The organism is Streptomyces sp. PSU-S4-23, assembly GCF_055632315.1.
Genome location: NZ_JBVMUU010000002.1, coordinates 8,503,436 through 8,524,254, shown reverse-complemented (window position 1 = coordinate 8,524,254; position 20,819 = coordinate 8,503,436). Strand labels below are relative to the sequence as shown.

General features: G+C 72.8%; 20 protein-coding genes. 4 read left to right on the top strand and 16 right to left on the bottom strand.

Features of this window, described 5'->3' with window-relative positions; genetic code table 11:
• Positions 1-37: 37 nt before the first annotated feature.
• The 5 genes from ACZ79I_RS38490 to ACZ79I_RS38470 form a co-directional block, all read right to left on the bottom strand.
• Entirely contained in the window at positions 38-754 is a 717-nt protein-coding gene (locus ACZ79I_RS38490; protein WP_471504281.1) for a DUF4232 domain-containing protein, read from the bottom strand.
• A gap of 257 nt (positions 755-1,011) precedes the next feature.
• On the bottom strand, positions 1,012-1,980 hold the full coding sequence (locus ACZ79I_RS38485; RefSeq protein ID WP_471504280.1) for an aldo/keto reductase: 969 nt from the start codon (positions 1,978-1,980) through the stop codon (positions 1,012-1,014).
• A gap of 157 nt (positions 1,981-2,137) precedes the next feature.
• On the bottom strand, positions 2,138-3,052 hold the full coding sequence (locus ACZ79I_RS38480; RefSeq protein WP_471504279.1) for an SDR family oxidoreductase: 915 nt from the start codon (positions 3,050-3,052) through the stop codon (positions 2,138-2,140).
• 102 nt (positions 3,053-3,154) lie between these two features.
• Positions 3,155-3,784, bottom strand: coding sequence for an MBL fold metallo-hydrolase (locus ACZ79I_RS38475; protein WP_471504278.1), 630 nt, complete (start codon positions 3,782-3,784; stop codon positions 3,155-3,157).
• Positions 3,784-4,872, bottom strand: coding sequence for an S-(hydroxymethyl)mycothiol dehydrogenase (locus ACZ79I_RS38470; protein WP_471504276.1), 1,089 nt, complete (start codon positions 4,870-4,872; stop codon positions 3,784-3,786). The genes ACZ79I_RS38475 and ACZ79I_RS38470 overlap by 1 nt, the downstream gene beginning before the upstream one ends.
• A 178-nt stretch (positions 4,873-5,050) precedes the next feature.
• On the opposite strand from ACZ79I_RS38470, the gene ACZ79I_RS38465 reads away from it, so the two are divergent.
• Positions 5,051-6,817: an ABC transporter ATP-binding protein gene (locus ACZ79I_RS38465; RefSeq protein ID WP_471504273.1), complete on the top strand. Its 1,767-nt coding sequence runs from the start codon at positions 5,051-5,053 to the stop codon at positions 6,815-6,817.
• A 30-nt stretch (positions 6,818-6,847) separates the two neighbouring features.
• Here ACZ79I_RS38465 and ACZ79I_RS38460 read toward each other — a convergent pair whose 3' ends face one another.
• A complete protein-coding gene (locus ACZ79I_RS38460; RefSeq protein WP_471504271.1) occupies positions 6,848-7,366 on the bottom strand; it encodes a MarR family winged helix-turn-helix transcriptional regulator in 519 nt (172 codons plus the stop codon).
• A 164-nt stretch (positions 7,367-7,530) separates the two neighbouring features.
• On the opposite strand from ACZ79I_RS38460, the gene ACZ79I_RS38455 reads away from it, so the two are divergent.
• Positions 7,531-7,956 (top strand): BlaI/MecI/CopY family transcriptional regulator, encoded by a 426-nt coding sequence (locus tag ACZ79I_RS38455; RefSeq protein WP_471504269.1) that lies wholly within the window; start codon positions 7,531-7,533, stop codon positions 7,954-7,956.
• Positions 7,957-8,080: 124 nt separating this feature from the next.
• On the opposite strand, the gene ACZ79I_RS38450 is transcribed toward ACZ79I_RS38455, so the two are convergent.
• From ACZ79I_RS38450 to ACZ79I_RS38415, 8 genes are all read right to left on the bottom strand, one after another.
• The gene (locus ACZ79I_RS38450) at positions 8,081-8,290 is read right to left on the bottom strand and encodes a hypothetical protein (protein WP_471504267.1); all 210 of its coding nucleotides are present in this window, start codon (positions 8,288-8,290) and stop codon (positions 8,081-8,083) included.
• A 247-nt stretch (positions 8,291-8,537) separates the two neighbouring features.
• Positions 8,538-9,488: a catechol 2,3-dioxygenase gene (locus tag ACZ79I_RS38445; protein WP_471504265.1), complete on the bottom strand. Its 951-nt coding sequence runs from the start codon at positions 9,486-9,488 to the stop codon at positions 8,538-8,540.
• Positions 9,489-9,501: 13 nt separating this feature from the next.
• Positions 9,502-10,638: a 4-oxalomesaconate tautomerase gene (locus ACZ79I_RS38440; RefSeq protein ID WP_471504263.1), complete on the bottom strand. Its 1,137-nt coding sequence runs from the start codon at positions 10,636-10,638 to the stop codon at positions 9,502-9,504.
• A complete protein-coding gene (locus ACZ79I_RS38435) occupies positions 10,635-11,348 on the bottom strand; it encodes a 4-carboxy-4-hydroxy-2-oxoadipate aldolase/oxaloacetate decarboxylase (RefSeq protein WP_471504261.1) in 714 nt (237 codons plus the stop codon). The genes ACZ79I_RS38440 and ACZ79I_RS38435 overlap by 4 nt, the downstream gene beginning before the upstream one ends.
• A complete protein-coding gene (locus ACZ79I_RS38430; protein ID WP_471504259.1) occupies positions 11,345-12,094 on the bottom strand; it encodes a PIG-L deacetylase family protein in 750 nt (249 codons plus the stop codon). The genes ACZ79I_RS38435 and ACZ79I_RS38430 overlap by 4 nt, the downstream gene beginning before the upstream one ends.
• 454 nt (positions 12,095-12,548) lie before the next feature.
• Complete coding sequence (locus ACZ79I_RS38425) at positions 12,549-14,006, bottom strand: aldehyde dehydrogenase family protein (RefSeq protein WP_471504257.1); 1,458 nt, start codon at positions 14,004-14,006, stop codon at positions 12,549-12,551.
• 85 nt (positions 14,007-14,091) lie between these two features.
• Complete coding sequence (locus tag ACZ79I_RS38420) at positions 14,092-14,382, bottom strand: hypothetical protein (RefSeq protein ID WP_471504255.1); 291 nt, start codon at positions 14,380-14,382, stop codon at positions 14,092-14,094.
• Positions 14,383-14,664: 282 nt separating this feature from the next.
• Positions 14,665-15,207, bottom strand: coding sequence for a MarR family winged helix-turn-helix transcriptional regulator (locus ACZ79I_RS38415; protein WP_471504253.1), 543 nt, complete (start codon positions 15,205-15,207; stop codon positions 14,665-14,667).
• Between the two features lie 62 nt (positions 15,208-15,269).
• Between ACZ79I_RS38415 and ACZ79I_RS38410 the strand changes: the two genes are divergently transcribed.
• The gene (locus ACZ79I_RS38410; RefSeq protein ID WP_471504251.1) at positions 15,270-16,112 is read left to right on the top strand and encodes a hypothetical protein; all 843 of its coding nucleotides are present in this window, start codon (positions 15,270-15,272) and stop codon (positions 16,110-16,112) included.
• A gap of 373 nt (positions 16,113-16,485) precedes the next feature.
• Here the strand turns inward: ACZ79I_RS38410 and ACZ79I_RS38405 are convergent, their stop codons facing one another.
• Positions 16,486-17,145 carry a TetR/AcrR family transcriptional regulator gene (locus tag ACZ79I_RS38405; RefSeq protein WP_471504249.1) on the bottom strand — a complete coding sequence of 220 codons (660 nt, stop codon included), beginning with the start codon at positions 17,143-17,145 and terminating at the stop codon, positions 16,486-16,488.
• A gap of 280 nt (positions 17,146-17,425) precedes the next feature.
• On the opposite strand from ACZ79I_RS38405, the gene ACZ79I_RS38400 reads away from it, so the two are divergent.
• Positions 17,426-18,676 (top strand): YncE family protein, encoded by a 1,251-nt coding sequence (locus tag ACZ79I_RS38400; protein WP_471504247.1) that lies wholly within the window; start codon positions 17,426-17,428, stop codon positions 18,674-18,676.
• Positions 18,677-18,808: 132 nt separating this feature from the next.
• On the opposite strand, the gene ACZ79I_RS38395 is transcribed toward ACZ79I_RS38400, so the two are convergent.
• Positions 18,809-20,677, bottom strand: a complete 1,869-nt coding sequence (locus ACZ79I_RS38395) for a cellulase family glycosylhydrolase (RefSeq protein WP_471504245.1) — start codon at positions 20,675-20,677, stop codon at positions 18,809-18,811.
• Between the last annotated feature and the right edge of the window lie 142 nt (positions 20,678-20,819).

Here is a 20,819-nt window from a genome sequence, read left to right as displayed (position 1 = left end):
GCCGCCGACGCTACTGCGCCGGTCGTGCGGCAGGGTGTCAGGCTCCGGTGCCCGCGCCGAAGACCGTCAGGAACACCGAGGAGGAGTTGCCCGACACGGGCACCGCTCCGCCCGCCCAGGTCACCTTCAAGGACGACCTCTCGTCCGGCGGTGTGATGAGGAGGGAGGTGGGCGAGGCCGTCCTGGCGCCGCTGACCTCCGGGTTGGAGAAGGTCAGGCCCGCCCAGGCGCTCTGGCCCGGCGCCAGCGTGACCTTCGTGCGGGTGCCGGAACTGCGCCGGGGGTCCGGCCCCAGCTGCTTGCCGGAGGCGTCGACGAAGGCGGCGCCCGGGTAACCGGTGATCGTGCAGGTGCGGCCGGAGCGGTTGGTCAGGACGAGGGGGAAGTTCTCCTGCCCGGCCCCCGGGTTGTTGGCGCCGACGGTGGCGCGCAGGTCGGAGGTGTGGCAGCGGGTGCCCGTGCCGCCGCTCCCGGTGGCGGCCGCGGAGGACGTGGTCGAGGAGCCGCCCGAGGTCGTGGGGGCGGCGGACGTGCCCGTCGTCGCGGTGCCGTCGCCGGCCGTGGGCCCGCTCGGGGGCCGGGCCGTCCCGGGCGGCTTCTCGGGGCCGCCCGAGGCACCGTGGTCGCCGCCGCAGGCGGTGAGCAGGCTCAGTGCGGCGACGGCGCCCAGGGCCGGCACCATGCGTCGCGCCGTCAGGAAGGATGCGGCGCCGCCGGGTTCCGGGCCCGCAGCGCCGCGCCGGAAGATCACCATGTTCATACTCCTTGCAACTCGCCGCCCACGCCGGGCGCCTTCGAACGGCGGCACAGGGCTTCTCTCTTCTTTCCCCGCGCCTTCTCTCTTCTTTCCCCGTTCCGGGCACGGCGCGTTCCCCGTTTCGGGGGACACTCCGGCCGGGGCCGGCGGGTTCCGTGCGGGGCGGCCCCGGCTCCCGGTGCGCTCGGGGGCGGTGCGGACGCGTCGTAGCGACCCGTGGAACCCGTACCGCCCCGAAGCGTCTCGGCGGGGTGTCAGTGGCCGCTGACGGCGTGCGGCGTGTACGGCTCCTGAAGCGTCTGGATCTCCTTGTCGGTGAGGTCGATGTCGACCGCGGCGACCGCGTCGTCGATGTGGTGGGGCTTGGTGACGCCGACGATGGGCGCGGCCACGGTGCTCTGCCGCAGCAGCCAGGCGAGCGCGACTCGGGCCCGCGCGACGCCCCGTTCGGCGGCGACCGCGGCCAGGGCGTCGACGACGGCCCGGTCGGCCTCCCGGTAGAGCCGCCTGCCGAATTCGTCGGTGCGGCTGCGCTCAGTGGTGTCGTCCCAGTCCCGGGTCAGCCGCCCGCGGGCGAGCGGGCTCCAGGGCAGGACGCCGACGCCCTGGTCCGCGCACAGCGGCAGCATCTCGCGCTCCTCCTCGCGGTAGAGGAGGTTGTAGTGGTTCTGCATGGACACGAACCGCGTCCAGCCGCCGAGCCGGGCCGTGTACTGCGCCTTGGAGAACTGCCAGGCGTACATCGAACTCGCCCCGATGTAGCGGGCCTTGCCCGCCTTGACCACGTCGTGCAGGGCCTCCATCGTCTCCTCGACCGGAGTGAGGGGGTCCCAGCGGTGGATCTGGTACAGGTCGACGTAGTCGGTGCCGAGGCGGCGCAGGCTGTGGTCGATCTCCGCCATGATCGCCTTGCGGGACAGACCGCCGCCGTTGGGCCCGGGCCGCATCCTGCCGTGCACCTTCGTCGCCAGCACGATCTCGTCGCGGCGGGCGTCCGCCGCGAGCACCCGGCCGACGATCTCCTCACTCGTGCCGTCCGAGTAGACGTTGGCGGTGTCGAAGAAGTTGACGCCGGCGTCGAGCGCCCGGCGGATCAGCGGGCGGGACGCCTCCTCGTCGAGGCTCCAGGTGTGCGTGCCGCGGTCGGGGAGGCCGAAACTCATGCAGCCCAGGCAGATCCGGGACACGTCAAGACCCGTCGGACCGAGCTTCACGTACTCCATGGGACTCCTGCTTTCACTCGGGGGGTGGGGCCGGGTGCCGGCCGCCCGGACCTGACCGCTCACGGTCCGCGCGGTGACGCCGTGGGCCCCCGACGAGGTGATCCCTGCCCACCTCGGATGCCGCGCTACCCGAAGACCAAAGGCTCGCGGGCGCCGGTCAGCGATACCCGGTCGCGTCCGCCGGCCTGCCCGTGTCCTGTACCTCGACGAGATAGCGCCAGGCGTCGGGGCGGCTGCCGTCGCGGTCCGTGAAGCCGTACACCCGGGCGAGCTGCCCGCTGGAGAGGGAGGTGCCGTTCCAGCGGGCGACGTCGGGGTCGGCGGCCAGCGCGGCGACGGCCCGGCCGGCGTAGAAGGGGCTTTCGGAGATGCAGAAGTGCGGTACGCGGTCCAGGGCGTCGCGCCAGTTCTCCTCCCCCACCCCGAACAGGTCGAGCATCAGCTCCGAGCGCAGCCAGCCGGGGGTCAGGGCGACCGCGGTGGCGCCGCGCGGGCCCAGCTCGTGGCCGAGGGCGAACGCCATCCGCAGCACGGCCGCCTTCGCCAGGTCGTAGAAGAAGGAGACCCGGTAGGTGTCGCGGTTGTACTCGGCCGTTCCGTCGGTCATCTCGACGACCAGGCCACCGGGGTGGCGCAGCAGCAGGGGCAGCGCGCAGTGGCTGGTGACGGCGTGGGTGTCGACGGCGAGCCGCAGCAGGCGCAGCCCGTCGTCCAGGTCGTGCTCCCACACGGGGCGGTCCCACTCGAAGAGCTTCTCGGCGCCCCAGATGTCGTTCACCAGGATGTCGAGGCGCCCCTGTTCGTCCGCGATGCGGTCCACCAGGGCGCGTACCTCGGCGGGGACCAGGTGGTCGGTGGGTACGGCGATACCGCGCCCGCCGGCCGCGGTCACCAGCTCGGCGGTGTCCTCGATGGTCTCGGGCCGGTCGTACTCCGAGCGCCGCTCGCGCGTGCTGCGCCCGGTCGCGTACACCGTGGCTCCGGCCGCGCCCAGTTCCACGGCGATCCCCCGGCCGGCTCCCCGTGTCGCCCCGGCGACCAGTGCGACCTTGCCCTTCAGTGACCTCGGCATGTCCGACCTCCGCGTTCGTGGCACCGTCTGTGCCGACGATCTCGCGGAAGCCGGACATCTTCCGTCGCCTTTTCGCCTCCGGTGAGCAGGCGCGCCGTCGGGTCAGTGGCCTCGCGCGATCCACTCGTCGAGGTGCGGTGCCTCGGCGCCGATGGTCGTGGTCTCACCATGGCCCGTGCGGACCACCGTCCCGGGCGGGAGGGTCAGCAGCCGGTCACGGATCGAGGCGATGATCGTCGGGAAGTGGGAGTACGAGCGACCGGTCGCCCCCGGGCCGCCGTGGAAGAGGGTGTCGCCCGTGAAGACCGTGCCCAGGCCCGGGTCGTAGAGGCAGACCGCCCCGAAGGAGTGGCCCGGGGTGTGCAGGACGGTCAGATTCGTGCCTGCCGTCTCGATGACCTGGCCGTCCTCCAGCCAGTTGTCGGGCAGGCGGTCGGGGTGAGTCTGCTTCCACAGCGACAGGTCGTCGGGATGGAGCCAGATCGTCGCGCCGGTCCGGTCGGCGAGGGCGGGCGCGGCGTCGATGTGGTCGTTGTGGGCGTGGGTGCACACGATGGCGCGCAGCCGCCGATCGCCGACGGCCTCGGCGATCGCGTCGGGGTCGTGGGCGGCGTCGATGACGATGGCCTCGTGGTCGTCGCCGACGATCCACACGTTGTTGTCGACGTCCCAGGTGCCGCCGTCCAGGGAGAAGGTGCCGGAGGTGACCAGGTGGTCGATGCGCGTGGTCATCACAGCACCACCACCGAGCGCAGCACGTCGCCGTGGTGCATCCGCTCGAAGGCCTTCTCGACCTCGTCGAGGGCGATGGTCTCGGTGACGAACTTCTGCAGGTCCAGGCGTCCCTGGAGATGCAGGTCGATCAGCATCGGGAAGTCGCGCGAGGGCAGGCAGTCGCCGTACCAGGACGACTTGAGCGCGCCGCCGCGCCCGAAGACGTCCAGCAGCGGCAGCTCCAGCTTCATCTCCGGGGTGGGCACGCCCACCAGGACCACCGTGCCGGCCAGATCCCGGGCGTAGAACGCCTGCTTGTACGTCTCCGGGCGGCCGACCGCCTCGATCACCACGTCGGCACCGAAACCGCCGGTCAGCTCGCGGATCGCCGCGACCGGATCGCCGTCCTTCGCGTTGACGGTGTGGGTGGCGCCCAGCTCCCTGGCGGTGGTCAGCTTGCGGTCGTCGACGTCCACCGCGATGATCCTCGCCGCGCCGGCCAGATTCGCCCCGGCGATCGCCGCACCGCCCACGCCGCCGCACCCGATGACCGCGACCGAGTCGCCCCGGCCGACGTTCCCGGTGTTGACCGCCGCGCCGAGGCCCGCCATGACGCCGCAGCCCAGGAGCCCCGCCACGGCCGGGGAGACGGACGGGTCGACCTTGGTGCACTGCCCGGCGGCGACCAGCGTCTTGTCCGCGAAGGCGCCGATGCCGAGGGCGGGGGACAGCTCCTCGCCGGTGGCGGCGAGGGTCATCTTCTGCCGCGCGTTGTGCGTGTCGAAGCAGTACCAGGGCCGGCCCCGCCGGCAGGCCCGGCACTGCCCGCACACCGCCCGCCAGTTGAGGACCACGAAGTCGCCCGGCGCCACCTCGGTGACGCCCTCCCCCACCGCCTCCACGATCCCGGACGCCTCGTGCCCGAGCAGGAACGGGAAGTCGTCGCTGATGCCGCCCTGCTTGTAGTGCAGGTCGGTGTGGCACACACCGCATGCCTGGACCTGCACCACCGCCTCACCGGGACCCGGGTCCGGTACGACGATCGTCTCGACCCGCACCGGCCGGCCCTTGCCAGGGGCGATCACGCCGCGTACTTCCTGCGCCATGGTGCTGCTGCCTTCCGTCGGTGGTGGGGGCGCCTCGCGCGCCCGGTGCGGACCACGGCGGCCCGCACCCATGATCCTGCGCGCCCATGAGGTCGTGCGCACGTATTCCGCGCCACCGACATGAGATCGGTTCGCCGTGCCGACGTAGGCTGAACGCCCCTACCCCGCAAGGAATGCCGTGACCATCGCAGAGACGGAAGCACAGCCGCAGTCCACGCCGCCCGCGTGGCGCCTGCTCCTCGGATACGTACGACCGCACCGGTGGGCGCTGTTCGCGGGCGGGTTGCTTGCGCTGGTCACCGGCGCGACGGGGCTCCTGCTGCCGCTGGTGGCCCGCGCGCTGATCGACGATCTGGGGCACGACCGGCCCATCACCTGGGCGCTGCTCGGCATGTCGGCGCTGGTGGTCGCCAACGCGGCGGTGGGCGCACTGGGTTCGTACGTGCTGCGGCGCACCGCCGAGTCGGTGGTGCTCGGTGCGCGGCGCGCCCTGTCGTCGTATCTGCTGCGGCTGCGGATATCGGCCGCGGACCGCACCGAACCCGGCGATCTGATGGCCCGTGTCACCTCCGACACCACGCTGCTGCGGGAGGTCACCACCGACTCGCTGGTCGGCCTCGCGACCGGTGGGCTGACGCTGGTGGCGACGGTGGTGATGATGGGTCTGGTCGACGTGGTGCTGCTGGGTGTCACGCTCGCCGTGATCCTGGTCGCCGGCACCGTACTCGGTGTGATCGTGCCCCGTATCAACCGGGCCAGCCGCCAGGCCCAGGACGCGGTGGGGGCGATGGGCGCGTCTTTGGAGCGGGTCCTCGGCGCGCTGCGCACGGTGAAGGCATCGGGTGCGGAGCACCGCGAGGAGGAACGCGTCCACGCGGCGGCCGAGGAGTCGTGGCGGCAGAGCGTACGGGCCGCGAAGTGGTCGGCCGCGGCGGGCAACACGGCGGGACTCGCGATGCAGCTCGCCTTCATCACCGTGCTGGCGGTGGGCGGCGCCCGGGTCGCGACCGGGGCCATCGACGTGGGCACCCTGGTCGCCTTCCTGCTCTACGTCTTCTATCTGATGTCGCCGATCCAGCAGGTGGTCGGCGCGCTCACCCAGTACCAGACGGGCGCCGCCGCGCTCGCCCGCATCCAGGAGGCGATGCGGCTGCCCGCCGAACCGGCCGCCCTGCCCGCGCCGTTGCCGTCACCCGGCGCGCGACCGGCCGCCCTCGCCTTCGAGAACGTCCGCTTCCGGTACGCCGACGACCTGCCGTACGTGCACCACGGCGTGACCTTCGCAGTGCCGGCCCAGGGCATGACCGCGTTCGTCGGCCCCTCGGGCGCGGGCAAGACGACCGTGTTCTCGCTGATCGAGCGGTTCTACGAGCCCGAGTCCGGCACCATCACGCTCGACGGCCGTGATGTGGCCGGCTGGGAGCTGTCCCGTCTGCGCTCCTCCATCGGCTATGTGGAGCAGGACGCGCCGGTGCTGTCCGGATCCCTGCGCGACAACCTGCTCCTCGGCGATCCGGAGGCGGACGACGCCGCGGTGCTGGACGTGCTCAAGACGACGCGCCTCGACGGTCTGGTGGAGCGGCTGCCGCAGGGGCTCGACACCCTGGTCGGGCATCGCGGGACCAAGCTCTCGGGCGGTGAGCGCCAGCGGGTGGCGATCGCTCGCGCGTTGCTGCGCCGCCCGCGTCTGCTGCTCCTCGACGAGGCGACCTCGCAGCTCGACGCGGTCAACGAGGCGGCGCTGCGGGACACGGTCGCGGATGTCGCGCGGTCGACGACGGTTCTGGTGGTCGCGCACCGGCTGTCGACCGTGACGATGGCGGACCGGATCGTGGTGATGGACGCGGGTCGTGTCCGTGCGGTCGGCACGCACCGCGAACTGGTCGCCGCGGACCCGTTGTACGCGGAGCTGGCCGCGACGCAGTTCCTCGCCACGTCCGGCTGACGGCGGGGTGGGGGGCTCTCGCCGATGCGTTCAGGACTCCGGGCGTGCCGCCGTGAGGGGCTCCTGGGCGTCGTCGGCGGCGTGGGCAAGGAAGTCGTCGACCATGCGGTGGAAGAGGGTGGCAAGCTGGCGGAGTTCCCCGGACGACCACGCGGACAGGGCCACCTGCATGCCGCGCACGCCGACGTCGCGGATGCGGTCGATGGCTTCCCGGCCGCGCGGGGTGATCTCGATGCGCTGGGCGCGGCGGTCGTCGGGGTCGGGTGCGCGTGTGACGTAGCCGTCCCGCTGCAGCTGCTGCACCTGGCGGGTCACATGGGAGGCCTCGACGCCGAGCCGGTGGGCCAGCTCCCCCGGGCGCAGCGGCTCGGAGTCGGCGATCTGCCGCAGCAGCGCGACGGCCGCGCGATCCAGCGGCACTCCGGCCATGGCCATCAGCCGGTCGTGATGCCGGGCCCGGGTACTCAGGTAGGTGATGCGGTTGAGCGCGCGCTCGATCTCGATCACTTCCGGGGAGGCGGGGCCTGGGGGCGGCTGTGCGGTGGGCATACCCGCCACGCTACCATATACTTGCCTTACTCAAGTAAAATCCCCCGCCCGGACCGGCCTCCCCGACCGTTCCGCCCGGGCGGCATGAGGGCGCGTCACGTCCTCTACAGACCGTAGTAGCTTGTCGGTAGCCTGGGAAGCCGACCGGCGAGGGGAGCCGAACGGTGCACGACCCCACGAACGGCGAAGCCGGTCCGGCATCCGGCCGGCGGGCGCGCGGCGAACTGGAGAGCGGGGTGCTCGGCGCGCTCTGGGCGGCCGACGGGCCGCTGACGGCGCGGCAGGTCCGGGACCGGCTGCCGGGAGACCTCGCGTACACGACCGTGCTGACGATCCTGTCCCGGCTGTACGACAAGGGCCTGCTGGTCCGCTACCGCGAGGGCCGCGGGTACGCCTACGAGCCCGCCCGGGAGGAGGCGGCCCACACCGCCGAGCAGATGCACACGCTACTGGAGCGCGGCCACGACCACGAGGCGGTGCTCGCGCACTTCGTCTCCGCGCTGTCCGAGCAGGACGCCCGCTCGCTCGGACGGCTGCTGCGGGAGGGCGGGGCGCGCGACGGCGCCGAGGGGGACGACGGGCGGCCCTGAGCCCGCACCGGCCGGGGTCCGTGCGCCGCCGGCCACCGCCGTACGGAACGGAAGGCGTCCCGCCGCGTCCTCGCGGCAGCGCCTTCCGGGCGCCCGGGGTGGCGGCGGCACGGGGCCGCCGTGGTCAGCGGGAGGCGATCAGTTCCCGCGGCACTCCGGCGGCCGTGGACCGCCGGGACGAGCGCACGTTGAACAGCACGACGAAGGTCAGGGCGGAGCCGAGGTTGTGTCCCTCGCCGCGCATCAGGGTGGGCAGCCAGGTGGCGACACCGTAGACGAGCAGCAGACCCCCGAAGGAGGCCACCCAGTACAGCACCTTGGCGAGCACCGGCACGAAGAGCAGCGGGGCGGCACAGACCCAGAAGGCGGCACGCTAGCCGGCGGGCTCCACCGACCACTTGGCCAGGTAGGCGGAGAGGATGCCGCCGGCGTGGTGGGCCGTCATCAGCGCGTTTCGTCAACGATCTAAGCAACGATCTGTGCGCCGTCGGTTCGACGGCGCCTGTACGGGCGAACCCGCGGACGGCACAGGGGGTGGGCGGCGCCCCGCGGGGCGCCGCCCACCCCCTGTAGTGCCGGATTCAGGCGACCGGTGGCGTGCCATGGGTGTGGAAGGACTCGATGGTCTTCAGGCCCCACGCCTGACCCTTGGCCCGCTCGTTCTCGGTCCAGGTGATCAGCGGCCAGTCCGGGGCCAGGACCAGGCGGGTGAGCGGATTGCACAGCTCGATGCGGTTGCCGCCCGGCTCGTAGACGTACAGGAAGAACGTCTGCTGGATCGCGTGCTTGTGCGGGCCCGTCTCGATGAACACCCCGGTGTCCAGGGCCAGGTCCGCGGCGCGCAGGATGTCCTCGCGGGTGTCCGTCGCGAACGCGACGTGGTGCAGCCGGCCGCGCGAGCCGGTCCAGTCCTCGGTGTAGACGAGGTCGTACGACTTGTTCGTGAACGTCAGCCACTTGGCCGCGATCTTCCCGCTGTCGAGCCTGATCTGCTCGGTCGGGCGGGCGCCGAGGACCTGCTGCTGGAAGTCGGCGTTGGCGGCGACGTCGGAGGCGAGGAAGTTCACATGGTCCAGCCGCCGTACCCCCACGCCGTGGCCCGGCTTGGCCTGGGGCTGGTTCTTCAGGCCCGGTCTGAGCTCCTCCGGGCACTGGTACCACTCGGACTCCCAGTACAGGGCGAACTCGTGGCCGTCCGGGTCGGTGGTGACGTACACCGGGCCGAGGCCCGGCTCGTCCTCGGTCCAGCGGCCCGGCCGGCCGGCCGCGTCCAGTTCCCCGACCCTGCGCCGCAGGGCCTCCTCGCTGGAGGTCCGCAGCGCCGTACGGCGGATGCCCGAGGTCTCGTGCGCGGTCAGGACCAGGCTGTGGTGCTCGTAATCGTCCCAGGTCCGCAGGTAGACGGAGTCGCCGTCCTGCCCGTTGACCGTCAGGCCCAGGTAGTCGGTGAAGAACGCCAGGCTGCGGTCCAGGTCCGGGGTCAGCAGTTCGACGTGCCCGAGGTGGGCGATGTCCCCGAGGGGCGGAGTCATGATCGGCTCCTCCTTAGTGGCTTGGTGCGGGAGTGGGTGCGGTGGCCGGAGGTCCCCCCTGCCCGGGCGCGGCCGGGAGCCCGGGGTGCCGGACGAAGACGGTGCCGTCGAAGATCTTCCGCGCGGTGCGCACGACGGCGGTGCGCCGTACCACCGGCGGGGCCCCGCCGGAGCCGGGATCGACCCGGATGTCGAGGTCCAGGAATCCGCTGGGGTGTTCGATGCGGGTGCGTCCGTCCCGGGCGGGAAGCCGCGCGATCCCCTCACCCACACCCCCGGGGACGCGCAGCCCCGCCGCCACGCTCGCGGCGCCCAGGACGCCGATGGAGGTGTGGCAGCGCACCGGGATGAAGGTGCGGGTCATGACGGCGCCGCCGCCGAGTGGCGGCGCCAGCAGGCTGAGCTTGGGCACGGTCGTGCCCTCGACGTCGCCCAGGCCCATCAGCCGGCCCGCCGCCAGCCGGATCTCGTGCAGCCGGCCGGCCAGGGCGAGGTCCTCTTCGAGGTCCCCGGGGTCCTCGTATCCGGTGACCTTCAGGGAGGCCGCGGCGATCAGTACGGTCGGCATGCCGTTGTCCACGCACGTCACCGGCGTACCCGCGATCGTGTCGCGGGCGTTCCCGGTGGGCAGCAGAGGGCTGTCGCCCGGCGGGAACTCGATCAGCACGGGGGCGGCGGTCCCCGGGACGCCGGAGATCTCGGCACCACCGGTGTAGTCGACCCGTCCCCCGGGGGTGGGGAACCTCGCGACGGCGCGCTCCCCGGTGTTGAGCATGCGGATCCGTACGGATGCCTCGCCGTCCCCTGGGGCGACGAGTCCGCGTTCCACGGCGAAGGGGCCGACGCCGGCCAGGATGTTGCCGCAGTTCTGCCGGTCGGTCACCTCGGGCCTGTCGACGGCGACCTGGAGGAAGAGGTAGTCGACGTCCGCCTCCGCGTCGCCCGATGCGGAGATCACGGCCACCTTGCTGGTCAGGGGGTGCGCACCGCCCAGGCCGTCGATCTGGCGCGGGTCGGGGCTGCCCATGACGCGCAGCAGCAGGTCGTCGCGTTCGGCGGCGTCGGCCGGCAGGTCCCCGGCCAGGAAGTAGGCGCCCTTGGAGGTGCCGCCGCGCATCAGCATGCAGCGCACCTCCCCGAGCCCCGTCACGATCCGGCTCCCTCGTCCCGCGCGTGTTCGTCATGGGACCGGTAGGTCACGCCCAGGCGGGCGAGGGTGTCGCGCAGCCCGTAGCGGTCCAGGCCCAGCTGTCCTTCGAGGAAGGCGGCGCGGGAGGCGGCCTCCTTGCTCTCCCGGGCCTTCGACGCCTCGGCCACCCGGCGGGCGTGCTCGCGGGGCACGACCACCACGCCGTCGTCGTCGGCGAGGATCACGTCGCCGGGCCGGACCACCTGGCCGCCGATCGCGACCGGCACGTTGACGGACCCTCCGGTCGCCTTCACGGTGCCCTGCGCGCAGACGGCGGCGGCCCACACCGGGAAGCCCATCGCACGCAGCTCGGCGGTGTCGCGGACGCCCGCGTCGATGACCAGGCCGCGCACGCCGCGCCTCGCCAGCGCGGTGGCGAACAGCTCGCCGAACATGCCGTCGGTGGAGGGCGAGGTGGTCGCGACGACCAGGATGTCCCCGTCACCGCACTGCTCCACCGCTGCGTGGATCATGAGGTTGTCACCGGGCCAGGAGAGCACGGTGACCGCGGTGCCCGCCACGCGGGTGCCCTGCTGGATCGGGCGCAGCCGGCCGGGGAGCAGGCCGGTGCGGCCCATCGCCTCGTGCACGGTGGCCACGCCGTGTCCGGCGAGTGCCCCGACGTCTTCGGCGTCCGCCTTCGGCGGGTCGGTGACGATCACGCCGCTCATGCCAGCTCCCCTGTGACCTGCGGGTAGGGACGCATGTAGGCCTCGGCGTACGTCCGGTGCGGCAGGCCCAGGTTGGGGCCGGCGTTGCGCTTGAGCTGGACTCCGCGGCGGACGGCGAGGTCGGTGTAGTAGTCCCACAGGTGCCTCTGCGCGGCCAGGCACTCCATGGCCTTGCGCTTGGTCTCCCACACGTCGGTGATGTCGAGGAGCACCTCGGGTGTGAAGCCGCACATCTCGGGCTGGTGGGGCTCGAAGAAGAAGACCGGCGGGGCGCCGATGATCTCGCCGTCCGCCGGGTAGCCGATGGCCTGGGCGAGCACCCGGGCGTCGAGGGCCATGCGGGCCGCGGCGGGGTGGTCGCCGTTGTAGGGGTCTTCCAGCGGGTGGGTGAGCACGACGTCGGGCTGGGTGGCGCGGTAGACGGCCACCAGCCGGTCGGTCAGCTCGGGCGTGGGCAGCAGCGGGTAGTCGCCGGCGTCGAAGAAGACGACCTCGGCGCCGAGGGTGGCGGCGGCCTTCTCCGCCTCCTCCCGGCGTATCGCCTTGATCTCCTCCAGCTTCTTGCCCTCGCGCCACGCCTTGGCGGACTCACCGCGCTCGCCGTAGGTCAGGCACGCGATCGTGACCTTCTCTCCGCGGGAGGCGGCCAGGGCGATGGCTCCCCCCGCACGCCACACGAAGTCCCCCGCGTGCGCGGTGATGACGAGCGTGGATCGTGGGGTGGCGGGCGCATGGCCATGCGTCATTGCTGAGATCTCCTTGGTTGGACAGGTACGCGCCCGCCGCAGGTCGCGTCAGGCGCGCAGCGCCTCGATCACGCCGGCGAGGTGGGCGCGGACGGCCGCCTCGGCCGCCGGCGCGGGTCCCCGGCCCTGATCGCCTCGGTCACGGCCGGGTGCGCGTTCAGGGACCGCCGCCGACGCCTCTGTGCCTCCCGTCGGCCGATGCCGCCCTTGCCCGGCGCGCGTCACACCGTGCCCGGCCTGCTCTCCGGTGCTCCGACCTGCGCCGTTCGGCATCGTCGCCCTCCCTGAACGAGTGCCTGTCGAACCTAGAACCAACCCGACAAGATTGTCAACAATTTCATCTGCCAGATTGCCTCAGGTATGCGCGACAGCCCTGCGGGGTGCCGGGACGGTGCGGAGGCGGTGCGGAGGCGGTGCGGAGGCGGTGCCGAGTGCGGCGTCGGCCAGCCGCCCGTCAGAAGGGGTAGTGCGCGTGCTGGGTGGCGATGGTGACCCAGCGGGTGTTGGAGAACGCCTCGATGCCCCAGCGTCCGCCGAAGCGGCCGTAGCCGGATGCCTTCACGCCGCCGAAGGGCGCGTGCGGCTCGTCGGCCACGGACTGGTCGTTGATGTGCACGATGCCGGTGTGCACCCGGCGGGCGACGGCCAGGCCATGGGTGGCGTTCTCGGTGATGATGCCGCAGGTCAGGCCGTCGTCCGTGTCATTGGCGAGCGTGATCGCCGTATGGTCGTCGGCGAACTTCTCCAGCACGCAGACCGGGCCGAACACCTCGGCGTGGTAGAGCTCCGCGTCCTTCGGCACACCGGCCAGGACCGTCGCCGGGTGCACGGCGCCCTCGGGCTCGCCGCCGATGAGGACCCTGGCCCCCTTGGCCACGGCCTCCTGCACCAGCCCCGCCACCCGCTGCGCCGCCGCGGCGTCGACCAGGGGCCCGACCACGGTCCTCGGGTGCGTGGGGTCGCCCGCCCGCAGCGCGGCGACCTTCTCGACGAACTTCTGGGTGAACTCCTCGGCGAGCGACTCGTGGACGAGGACACGGTCGCCGGACATGCAGATCTGCCCGGAGTTCATGAACACACTGAAGGTGACCGCGTCGACCGCGTAGTCCACATCGGCGTCGGCCAGCACGATCACCGCGTTCTTGCCGCCCAGCTCCAGCAGCGCGGGCTTGAGGTGACGCGCCGCCAGTTCACCGACGACGCGCCCGACGGCCGTCGAGCCGGTGAAGTTGACCGCCCGCACGCGCGCATCGGCGATCAGCGCCTCGGCCACCGCGGGCGCGTCCTCCCGCGCGTTGGTCACCACGTTCAGCACCCCGTCCGGCAGCCCCGCCTCCCGCAGCACATCGGCGACCAGCAGCCCGCACGCGATCGGCGCGTCCTCGCTCGGCTTCACCACCACCGTGTTGCCGGCCGCCAGCGGCGCGGCCACCGCCCGCACCCCGAGGATGACCGGCGCGTTCCAGGGCGCGAACGCGGCCACCACGCCCAGCGGTTCACGCACCGCCAGCCCCAGCACACCCTCCTCCTGGGCGCCGAGCACCTCACCACGCGGCGCGGTGACCGCGGCCGCCGCCTCGCGCAGGATGTTCGCGGCCAGCGCCACGTTGAAGAAGGCCCACGGCCGGGTGCCGCCCGCCTCGTGCGCCATGACCTCGGCCACCTGCTCGCCCCGCGCGTCCAGCAGATCGGCCGCCCTGAGGAAGATCGCACGGCGGGCGAACGGCGCGAGCGCCGCCCACTGCGCGAAGGCCGCGTCCGCGGCCCCCACCGCCCGCGCGACGTCCTCCCCACCGGCCGCCGCGACCGTCGCGTACACCTCACCCGTGTAGGGGCTCACATCCACGGTGGTGCGGCCCGATACGGCGGGTACGTCCCTGCCGCCGATGAGGAGTTCACGGGCGATGGGCATGGCGGCTTCCTTCGGTACCGGCGACGAGGACACGTATGCGGGCCACGCGCAGCCTTGTTCGTGGTGAACGCCGATGCGCCCTCTCCTACCGGACGGCCGGCACCAGCCCCGTGACCGGCGCGGCCAGATCGGTGGCCTGGTGGAGCTGGTTGACCTCGTGCAGCCGGTTCAGGCCCGCGAGCTGGCCGGAAAGCCGCGGGATCTCGCCCCTGTGCTCCGCCGGAAGGCCGCTGCGGGCCAGTGAGTCGAGCAGGGTGACCGGGTTCGGCTTGCCCGGGTGCGGGGTTCCGGCGGCGGCGTTCGCCAGCGGCGCGGCGAGGCCAGTGACGCCGACGGCGAGACCGACCGCGGCGGCGATGCGTCGTGTGGAGATCATGCCTTCAGCAACGGCACGGGCCTGCGGACGGTCACGGGCGCCGCTCCGCACTCACCCGGGAGGCGCACGGCTCCCACTGCGCTCGCCGGGGCGCCCGGCGCCGGAGGGCGCTCGGCGGAGAGGTCCCGCGGCCCGCCGGCGGCCGGGCCGGATCCGGGCGGACGCCGACGGCGCGCGGATGACGGGCAGATCGTTGGCATCGCCGCGCGACGGCAGGATCGCCGAGCGGCTCCTCGTCCGGGCGTGGGACGGACAGCGGGGCGGTGGCCGTCAGGATCCGGATCAGCTCGCGGCTCTCCCCGGGCCTCGCGGGGCGGGCGGAGGCGGGCCGCCGGGGCCGGACTCGGCGGCCGCGACGAGTTTCCGCAGCAGGTCTGCGAGCGTCCGCTTCTCTTCTGCGGTCAGTGCTGCGAGCAGCGTGTGCTCGCCCCTGTCCTCGGACACCGCATGCCGCTCGAAGGCTTCGTATCCGGCATCGGTGAGCCGCACCCGCACCCGCCGCCGGTCACCCGTCTCATGCGTACGGCTGATCAGCCCGGCCTCCTCCAGGGGCGCGAGCCGGGCCGACAGCGCGCCGCGGGTCAGCCCCAGCAGGTCGGCGAGCCGTGACGGGCTTGCGGTGTACGGCGGGCCCTGGCGGCGCAGCATCAGCAGCACCTTGAACTCCCAGTGCGCAAGTCCGTTCGCGTCCAGGGTCTCGCGCCGGGCCTGCGCCGTGTACCGCGCCAGGATCGCCAGGCGCGCGAAGATCGCCTCCTTCACCGGGTCCATCCACGCCAGTTCCCGCTCCCAGAGCGCGACGTGCCGGTCGGCCGAGTCGTCCATGTCCGGTCCCCTCGACAATGGTTTTCTTGTGGATGGTTTTTCCGATTACTACTGTCGCCGGCATGACGAACGCAACGGCTACGACGGTCGATGTCACCGAACTCGTCTCCGCCGCCCTGGAGTTGGCGCTGGGCGGCCGCTGGGACGGCGCGGCCGCCCTGCTGGACGCGGCGCGCACGTCCGATCCCGCGGCCCGCACCCGGCTCGCCCTGGCGGCCGCCGAAGTGGCGCTGGAGCGGGACCTGTTCGCGGGGACGAGCACGGCGGGTGAGCGGCTGCGCACCGCCGGGACGGCATGGGCGGAGGCTGCCGGTGAGGAGCCCTGGGACCTGGACTTCCTGTGGCTGCGACACGACTACCTCGCCCGGCTCCGCTCCGGTGGCGACGGGCCGAGCCCCGGCCCGGAGGGCGAGGACCCGCAGACACCGGCCGGGCTGCGCCGCCGCGCCGAGGACCTGCGCGACCGGGCCCCGGACGCCGGGCGCGGCGGCTGGGCGGAGATGTACCTCGGTCTGATCAGCGACAACCTCCTCGCCGAGCGCACCACGGCGCCCGCCCACTACGAGCGCGCCCTGCGGGCCGGTGAGGACGGCGACGACCTGCTCGCCCGGGAGGCGCTGCGCCACCTCGGCGACCACGACCACGACGCCGGCGACCACGCACGGGCCCGGGAACGGTGGCAGCGGGCGACCGCGCTCGGCGCCCGGGCCGGCACCCTGCCCGGCACGCTCTCGCAGCAGATGCTGCTCGCGGCCCTGGCCCGCGACACCGGGGACGAGGGCGGGGCCACGGCCCTGGCCCGGGAGATCGCCCGCTGGGCGGGAGCGATCGGCGCGCTCCGCATCGGGGCGCAGGCCGAGGCGTTCCTGGCGGGTGTGGATCCGACGACGCCGCCGCAGCGGTGAGACCGGGGTCGTCCGCAGGTGTCGGAGGCGGACAGCCGGTCCGGCGCGCCGTACACCCAGGCCCCGGCGCGTCTCCGTCCGGGCTCGCCACGAACTGCCGGCCGCGCGCGGCCTCGTCGTCGCCGAGCCGGTCGGGGAGCCGGTCGAGGAGCCGCCGCCGGCACCCTTGGCCGCGCACGGCGTCGGCCGGACAGTCGCGCGCCAGGCCGTACGGCCAGGGCAGGGGTGCCGCCGGCGGATCGCGCCGGCACCGCCAGGCCGCCCTCGCCGCCGCCGCGGTCCAGCCGCCGCGCCGCACAACGGCCCACCGCCCGGTGGTGCTCGGGGTCGTGGCGAGCCGCACGGGCGCGCGGGACGCGGGCCGCCCGGTGTCTCAGGTGCCCGGAAGCCATCCGGCCGGGCGCGCCATGGCGAGCAGCTGCCCCACCAGTTCGTCCACGATCTCGTCGAGGGTCGCGTCCACCCAGCCGGCCCGCCAGTCGTGCAGCAGACCGTTGACGCTGCCGATGAACGCCGCGGCCGCGATCCGGTAGTCGCGCGGCGCCACTTCGCCGCGCGCGGCGGCCCGCGCGGCTTCCGCGCAGATGAAGTCCACCCACCGGGACCGGCGTTCGAGGCGCTGCTCCTCCAGCCGGGGGCTGACACCGATGATCTCGACAAAGGCGATGCGGATCCGGCGCGGATCGGAGGTGATGTCGGCCGCGTACGCCCGGAAGACCGCGGTGGCGCGCTGCGCGAGCGGCAGGTCACCGGCTTCGGCGAGGGCCACGGCGGCGGCCTCCTCCGCCCAGTCGTTGACCTGGAGGTGGAGGACGGCCAGGACGTCCTCGAGGGTGCGGAACTCCTCGTAGAACTGGCGCGTCGACAGGCCCGCGGCCTCGCTCAGCGCGGCGACCGTGGTGGCCCTGAAGCCGGGGCTGTCGCCGAACAGCTGGAGCGCGGCGTCCAGGAAGCGCCGGCGCCGCTCGGCCTGCCGCTCCTCGGCCGACTTGCCGCCGTACCGGCCCGTCGGCTGCCTGAGCCTGCCCGTCACGCGCCCTCCCTCGCCGCTCGGTGATCCCTTCGCCTGCCGGACAATTTTGTCCCGCCCGGGGTCTTGTGAAGAGGCCCACCCCTTCCTTACTTTCCAGTAAGGTCACTCTGAACGCAGGCGTATTCAGATCCCGAGCCGCACCATGCCCGGCTCCCCGGAGCCGGAGTACCACCCCCGCCCCGGCCCCGCGGAGCCGGCGCGGCCGTCCCGGCCCGTCCGGGCCGGGACGCCCGGTTCGCCTGTTGTCATGCCCCCACCATCGACGAAGATTGGGACCCGCATGTCCGTCCTCAGACCCCGGCACCTCCTCTCCCTCACCGCCGTTCTCGCCCTGACCGCAGGCGGCACGGCGACCGCCGCCACCGCCCAGGACTCCTCCGCCGCGCTGCGCGAGGTGCTGTTCGTGGGCAACAACTGGGACGGCACCGCCGACGTCGTCAAGTCGACGGGTGACTTCGCGAAGATCGGCCAGGTCAACGTCATCCCGGACAAGGCGGAGCGGCTGGCGGAGATCAACGCCGACCCCATCAAGTGGATCTACTTCATGTCGATCCGCAACCAGGTCGGCGAGGGCCATGACCAGTACGTCGACGACATGTACTCCACCCCGGACGGCAGGTCGATGGTCGTCTCCCGGCCGAGCTTCGCCGACGTCGTCTCCATCGACCTGGCCACGGGCAGGATCAACTGGCGCTTCCCGGTCGCCGGTTACCGCGCCGACCACATGGCGGTCTCCCCGGACGGCACCCGGGTCGCGGTCTCGGCCTCGACCGCCAACAAGGTGCAGGTGCTGGACATCGACACCGGCAAGGAGGTCGGGGAGTTCAGCACGGGCGACAAGCCGCACGAGAACGTCTTCACCAACGGCGGCAAGTACATCTGGAACATGTCCATCGGCGAGGTCACCACCGCGCTCGACGACCCGTTGATGGACTGGACGAAGGGCGACCGCCACATCACGATCGTGGACGCGACCACGTTCAAGCAGGTCAAGACCATCGACATGCGCGACCGGCTCGACGCGATCGGCCTGAAGGACTTCTCCGACGCCGTCCGGCCCGCCGCGTTCACCCCCGACTGGTCCAAGCTGTACTTCCAGGTGTCGTTCTTCAACGGCTTCCTGGAGTACGACATCGCCGCCGACAAGATCACCCGGGTGAAGACGCTGCCGGAGAACCCGGCGACGAACAAGGACCGCACCACCTGGCTCCTCGACTCGCGCCACCACGGCATCTCGATGAACCCCGAGGGCACCAAGCTGTGTGCGGCCGGGACGATGGACAACTACGCGACCGTCGTCGACCGGGCCTCCCTCCAGGAGGGCCCGCTGATCACCGCGTCCACGCCGTACTGGGCGACCGTGAGCGGTGACGGCAAGGACTGCGTCATCTCCGAGGCCGGGGCCGACAAGATCACCGCGATCGACTTCGCCACCGGCGAGAAGGTCACCAGCGTGAACGTCGGCGACCACCCGCAGCGGGTGCGCCTGGCGCACGTCCCCGCGGACTGGACGGGTCCTTCCGCCGGCTGATATCCGGTCCGGCGGCCGGCCCGTCCGCCGCTGAGCGCTCCGGGAAGTCCGGTGCGGCACCCGCGGGTCCGTCCTGGCCGGCCGCGCCCCTGTGGGGCGCGGCCGAACCGCACCGGACTTCCCCGGACCCGCTCAGCCGATCTCCTGCGCCGCCCACGCCGACAACTCCGTCCGCGCCGCGTCCAGTCGCGACTCGGACGGGGCCGTCGCCCCGTTCGTGACCAGCGCGTAGTGCACGGTGCCGACACCGGGCGCGGTCAGCAGCAGCCGCTTGCTGCCGGTGCCGCCCGGCTCGTTCGCCACCGCGATCGGGGTCGTCCTGGTATAGGCGGGCAGGCCCGCCGCGGAGCCGAGATCGGAGACCACCGTCGTGGACGCGGCCGGGAACGAGGCGGGCAGATGCAGTTCCGTCGGCGCCGCGGTGCCGTCCGACCGCCAGACCAGCAGGCCGTACTGCCCCGAGCCGACGAGTTGCGCGACGTTCGGCAGCGATCCGGGGACCGGGTTCCAGGTCAGCGCCGTCGAGCCGTCCCGGGAGCGGTCCTCGTAGGTGAACGCGACCGTCGTCCCCGCCGTGGCGCTCGGGTAGAGCCGGTCGAGCAGGCGGGCGTCCTGGCGCAGCACGGCGGCGCCCGAGTCGTCGAGGGCCACCGCCGAGAGGTCCTCGTCGTTCCAGGCGTCCCCGGAGGTGAGCACCTTGCCGGGGTTGCCGTTCATCAGCTCGTGGTGGCGGCCGTTGTAGAGGTCCCACTGCCACTGCGTACCGGACAGCACCGGGCCGGAGGCGGCCGGGTCGGACCACCAGCTCGCCCCCGGCAGGCGGGAGTCGAGTGCCTGGTACATCGCCTTGACCACCGTGGGCGCCTTGTCGGAGACCGACCCGGTGAGCGGATGCCCGAACTCGCTGACGATCGCGGCCGTGCCGAGCCCCAGGGCCCGGTCGCGCACGGTCCGGAAGTCCGCCGAGTACTGCCCGTCGGCCGCCTTGCCCCACATGAAGACGCCGGAGATGGCCTTCTGGTCGTAGAAGTGGGTGTTGAAGACATAGCGCGGGCCGATGGTGCCCGCGTCCAGCAGTCCTCCCTCCTGCTTCTGGAAGTCGAGGTTGGCGTTCCAGAACAGGTTGGGCTCGACGAAGGCCGGCTTGCCCTGCCAGCCCGCCGTGTCCATGCGCGCGCGGAACTTCTCGTAGAAGGGCCAGAGCACGTCCTGCTCCCAGCCGCGGCTGCTCTGCCCGGAGTCGTAGGTGCCCGCGTAGGGCTCGTTGAACGGGTCGAATCCGACGACGCCCGCGAACTCGTCACCGTTCAGGTGCTGTTCGAGGTACGCCATGGTCTTCCCGGCCGTGTCGAGAAAGGCGTCCTGCACGCCGTACGCGTTGTGCCAGAAGTCGTACGACGCCTTCGTCACCGCCTGGTTCTGGGTGATGTTCTGGCCCCAGAAGAGGCAGATGCCGCAGGACTCGGCGGGATAGTTCCCGGCGTCCACCGCCCACTTGGGGGCGCCGTCGCCCGTGTACCAGCTGCCCTTGTTGAAGAGGTGGCGGGAGTAGAGGTCCTGGTGGAAGTCGGGCACGACGCGGATGCCGGCGTCGAGGAACGCGCGCATCTGGTCGGTGACCGCGGCGAGGTACGCCGTGTCGGCCTGACCGCGCGTGGGCTCGGCATGGGCCCAGGAGAGCAGGAAGCGGACCGTGTTGCCGCCGCCCAGGGTGCGCAGGGCGGCCGCCGACTTCCTGGCGTCGGCGACGGAGGCGAACGGCAGTCCGCCGTTCTCCTCCAGCTTGGTCTCGCCGGAGACGTTGTAGCCGCGCAGCACGACCTCGCGGCCGAGACCGTCGGCGAAGCGGCCGCCGCCGACGGTGAGGGCGGCGGACGCCTGGGCGTCGAACCAGAGGGAGTCGGGGAGGGAGGCGGCGGCCGCGGGACGGGGGCCGGGGGCCGTGAGGAGGCCGGTGAGTGCCGCGAGAACGCCGAGCAGACGCACGGGTAACTTAGGCATGTCCATAACAATCAGCGGGGGCGCGAAAGACGTCAACACCCATGCGCCCTCTCACCCCTGCAAGGACACCCCCTGCAAGGACACCCCCACCCTGCGCCCCGGCATCCCGCAAACCCCCCTTCGCGACGGCAACGGATTAACG

What these genes read in the sequence shown, in the direction of transcription:
- ACZ79I_RS38490 (WP_471504281.1), bottom strand. Translation starts at nt 754, where the DNA reads ATGGTGATCTTCCGGCGCGGCGCTGCGGGCCCGGAACCCGGCGGCGCC.
- ACZ79I_RS38485 (WP_471504280.1), bottom strand. Translation starts at nt 1,980, where the DNA reads ATGGAGTACGTGAAGCTCGGTCCGACGGGTCTTGACGTGTCCCGGATC.
- ACZ79I_RS38480 (WP_471504279.1), bottom strand. Translation starts at nt 3,052, where the DNA reads ATGCCGAGGTCACTGAAGGGCAAGGTCGCACTGGTCGCCGGGGCGACA.
- ACZ79I_RS38475 (WP_471504278.1), bottom strand. Translation starts at nt 3,784, where the DNA reads ATGACCACGCGCATCGACCACCTGGTCACCTCCGGCACCTTCTCCCTG.
- ACZ79I_RS38470 (WP_471504276.1), bottom strand. Translation starts at nt 4,872, where the DNA reads ATGGCGCAGGAAGTACGCGGCGTGATCGCCCCTGGCAAGGGCCGGCCG.
- ACZ79I_RS38460 (WP_471504271.1), bottom strand. Translation starts at nt 7,366, where the DNA reads ATGCCCACCGCACAGCCGCCCCCAGGCCCCGCCTCCCCGGAAGTGATC.
- ACZ79I_RS38445 (WP_471504265.1), bottom strand. Translation starts at nt 9,488, where the DNA reads ATGACTCCGCCCCTCGGGGACATCGCCCACCTCGGGCACGTCGAACTG.
- ACZ79I_RS38435 (WP_471504261.1), bottom strand. Translation starts at nt 11,348, where the DNA reads ATGAGCGGCGTGATCGTCACCGACCCGCCGAAGGCGGACGCCGAAGAC.
- ACZ79I_RS38430 (WP_471504259.1), bottom strand. Translation starts at nt 12,094, where the DNA reads ATGACGCATGGCCATGCGCCCGCCACCCCACGATCCACGCTCGTCATC.
- ACZ79I_RS38425 (WP_471504257.1), bottom strand. Translation starts at nt 14,006, where the DNA reads ATGCCCATCGCCCGTGAACTCCTCATCGGCGGCAGGGACGTACCCGCC.
- ACZ79I_RS38420 (WP_471504255.1), bottom strand. Translation starts at nt 14,382, where the DNA reads ATGATCTCCACACGACGCATCGCCGCCGCGGTCGGTCTCGCCGTCGGC.
- ACZ79I_RS38415 (WP_471504253.1), bottom strand. Translation starts at nt 15,207, where the DNA reads ATGGACGACTCGGCCGACCGGCACGTCGCGCTCTGGGAGCGGGAACTG.
- ACZ79I_RS38410 (WP_471504251.1), top strand. Translation starts at nt 15,270, where the DNA reads ATGACGAACGCAACGGCTACGACGGTCGATGTCACCGAACTCGTCTCC.
- ACZ79I_RS38400 (WP_471504247.1), top strand. Translation starts at nt 17,426, where the DNA reads ATGTCCGTCCTCAGACCCCGGCACCTCCTCTCCCTCACCGCCGTTCTC.
- ACZ79I_RS38395 (WP_471504245.1), bottom strand. Translation starts at nt 20,677, where the DNA reads ATGCCTAAGTTACCCGTGCGTCTGCTCGGCGTTCTCGCGGCACTCACC.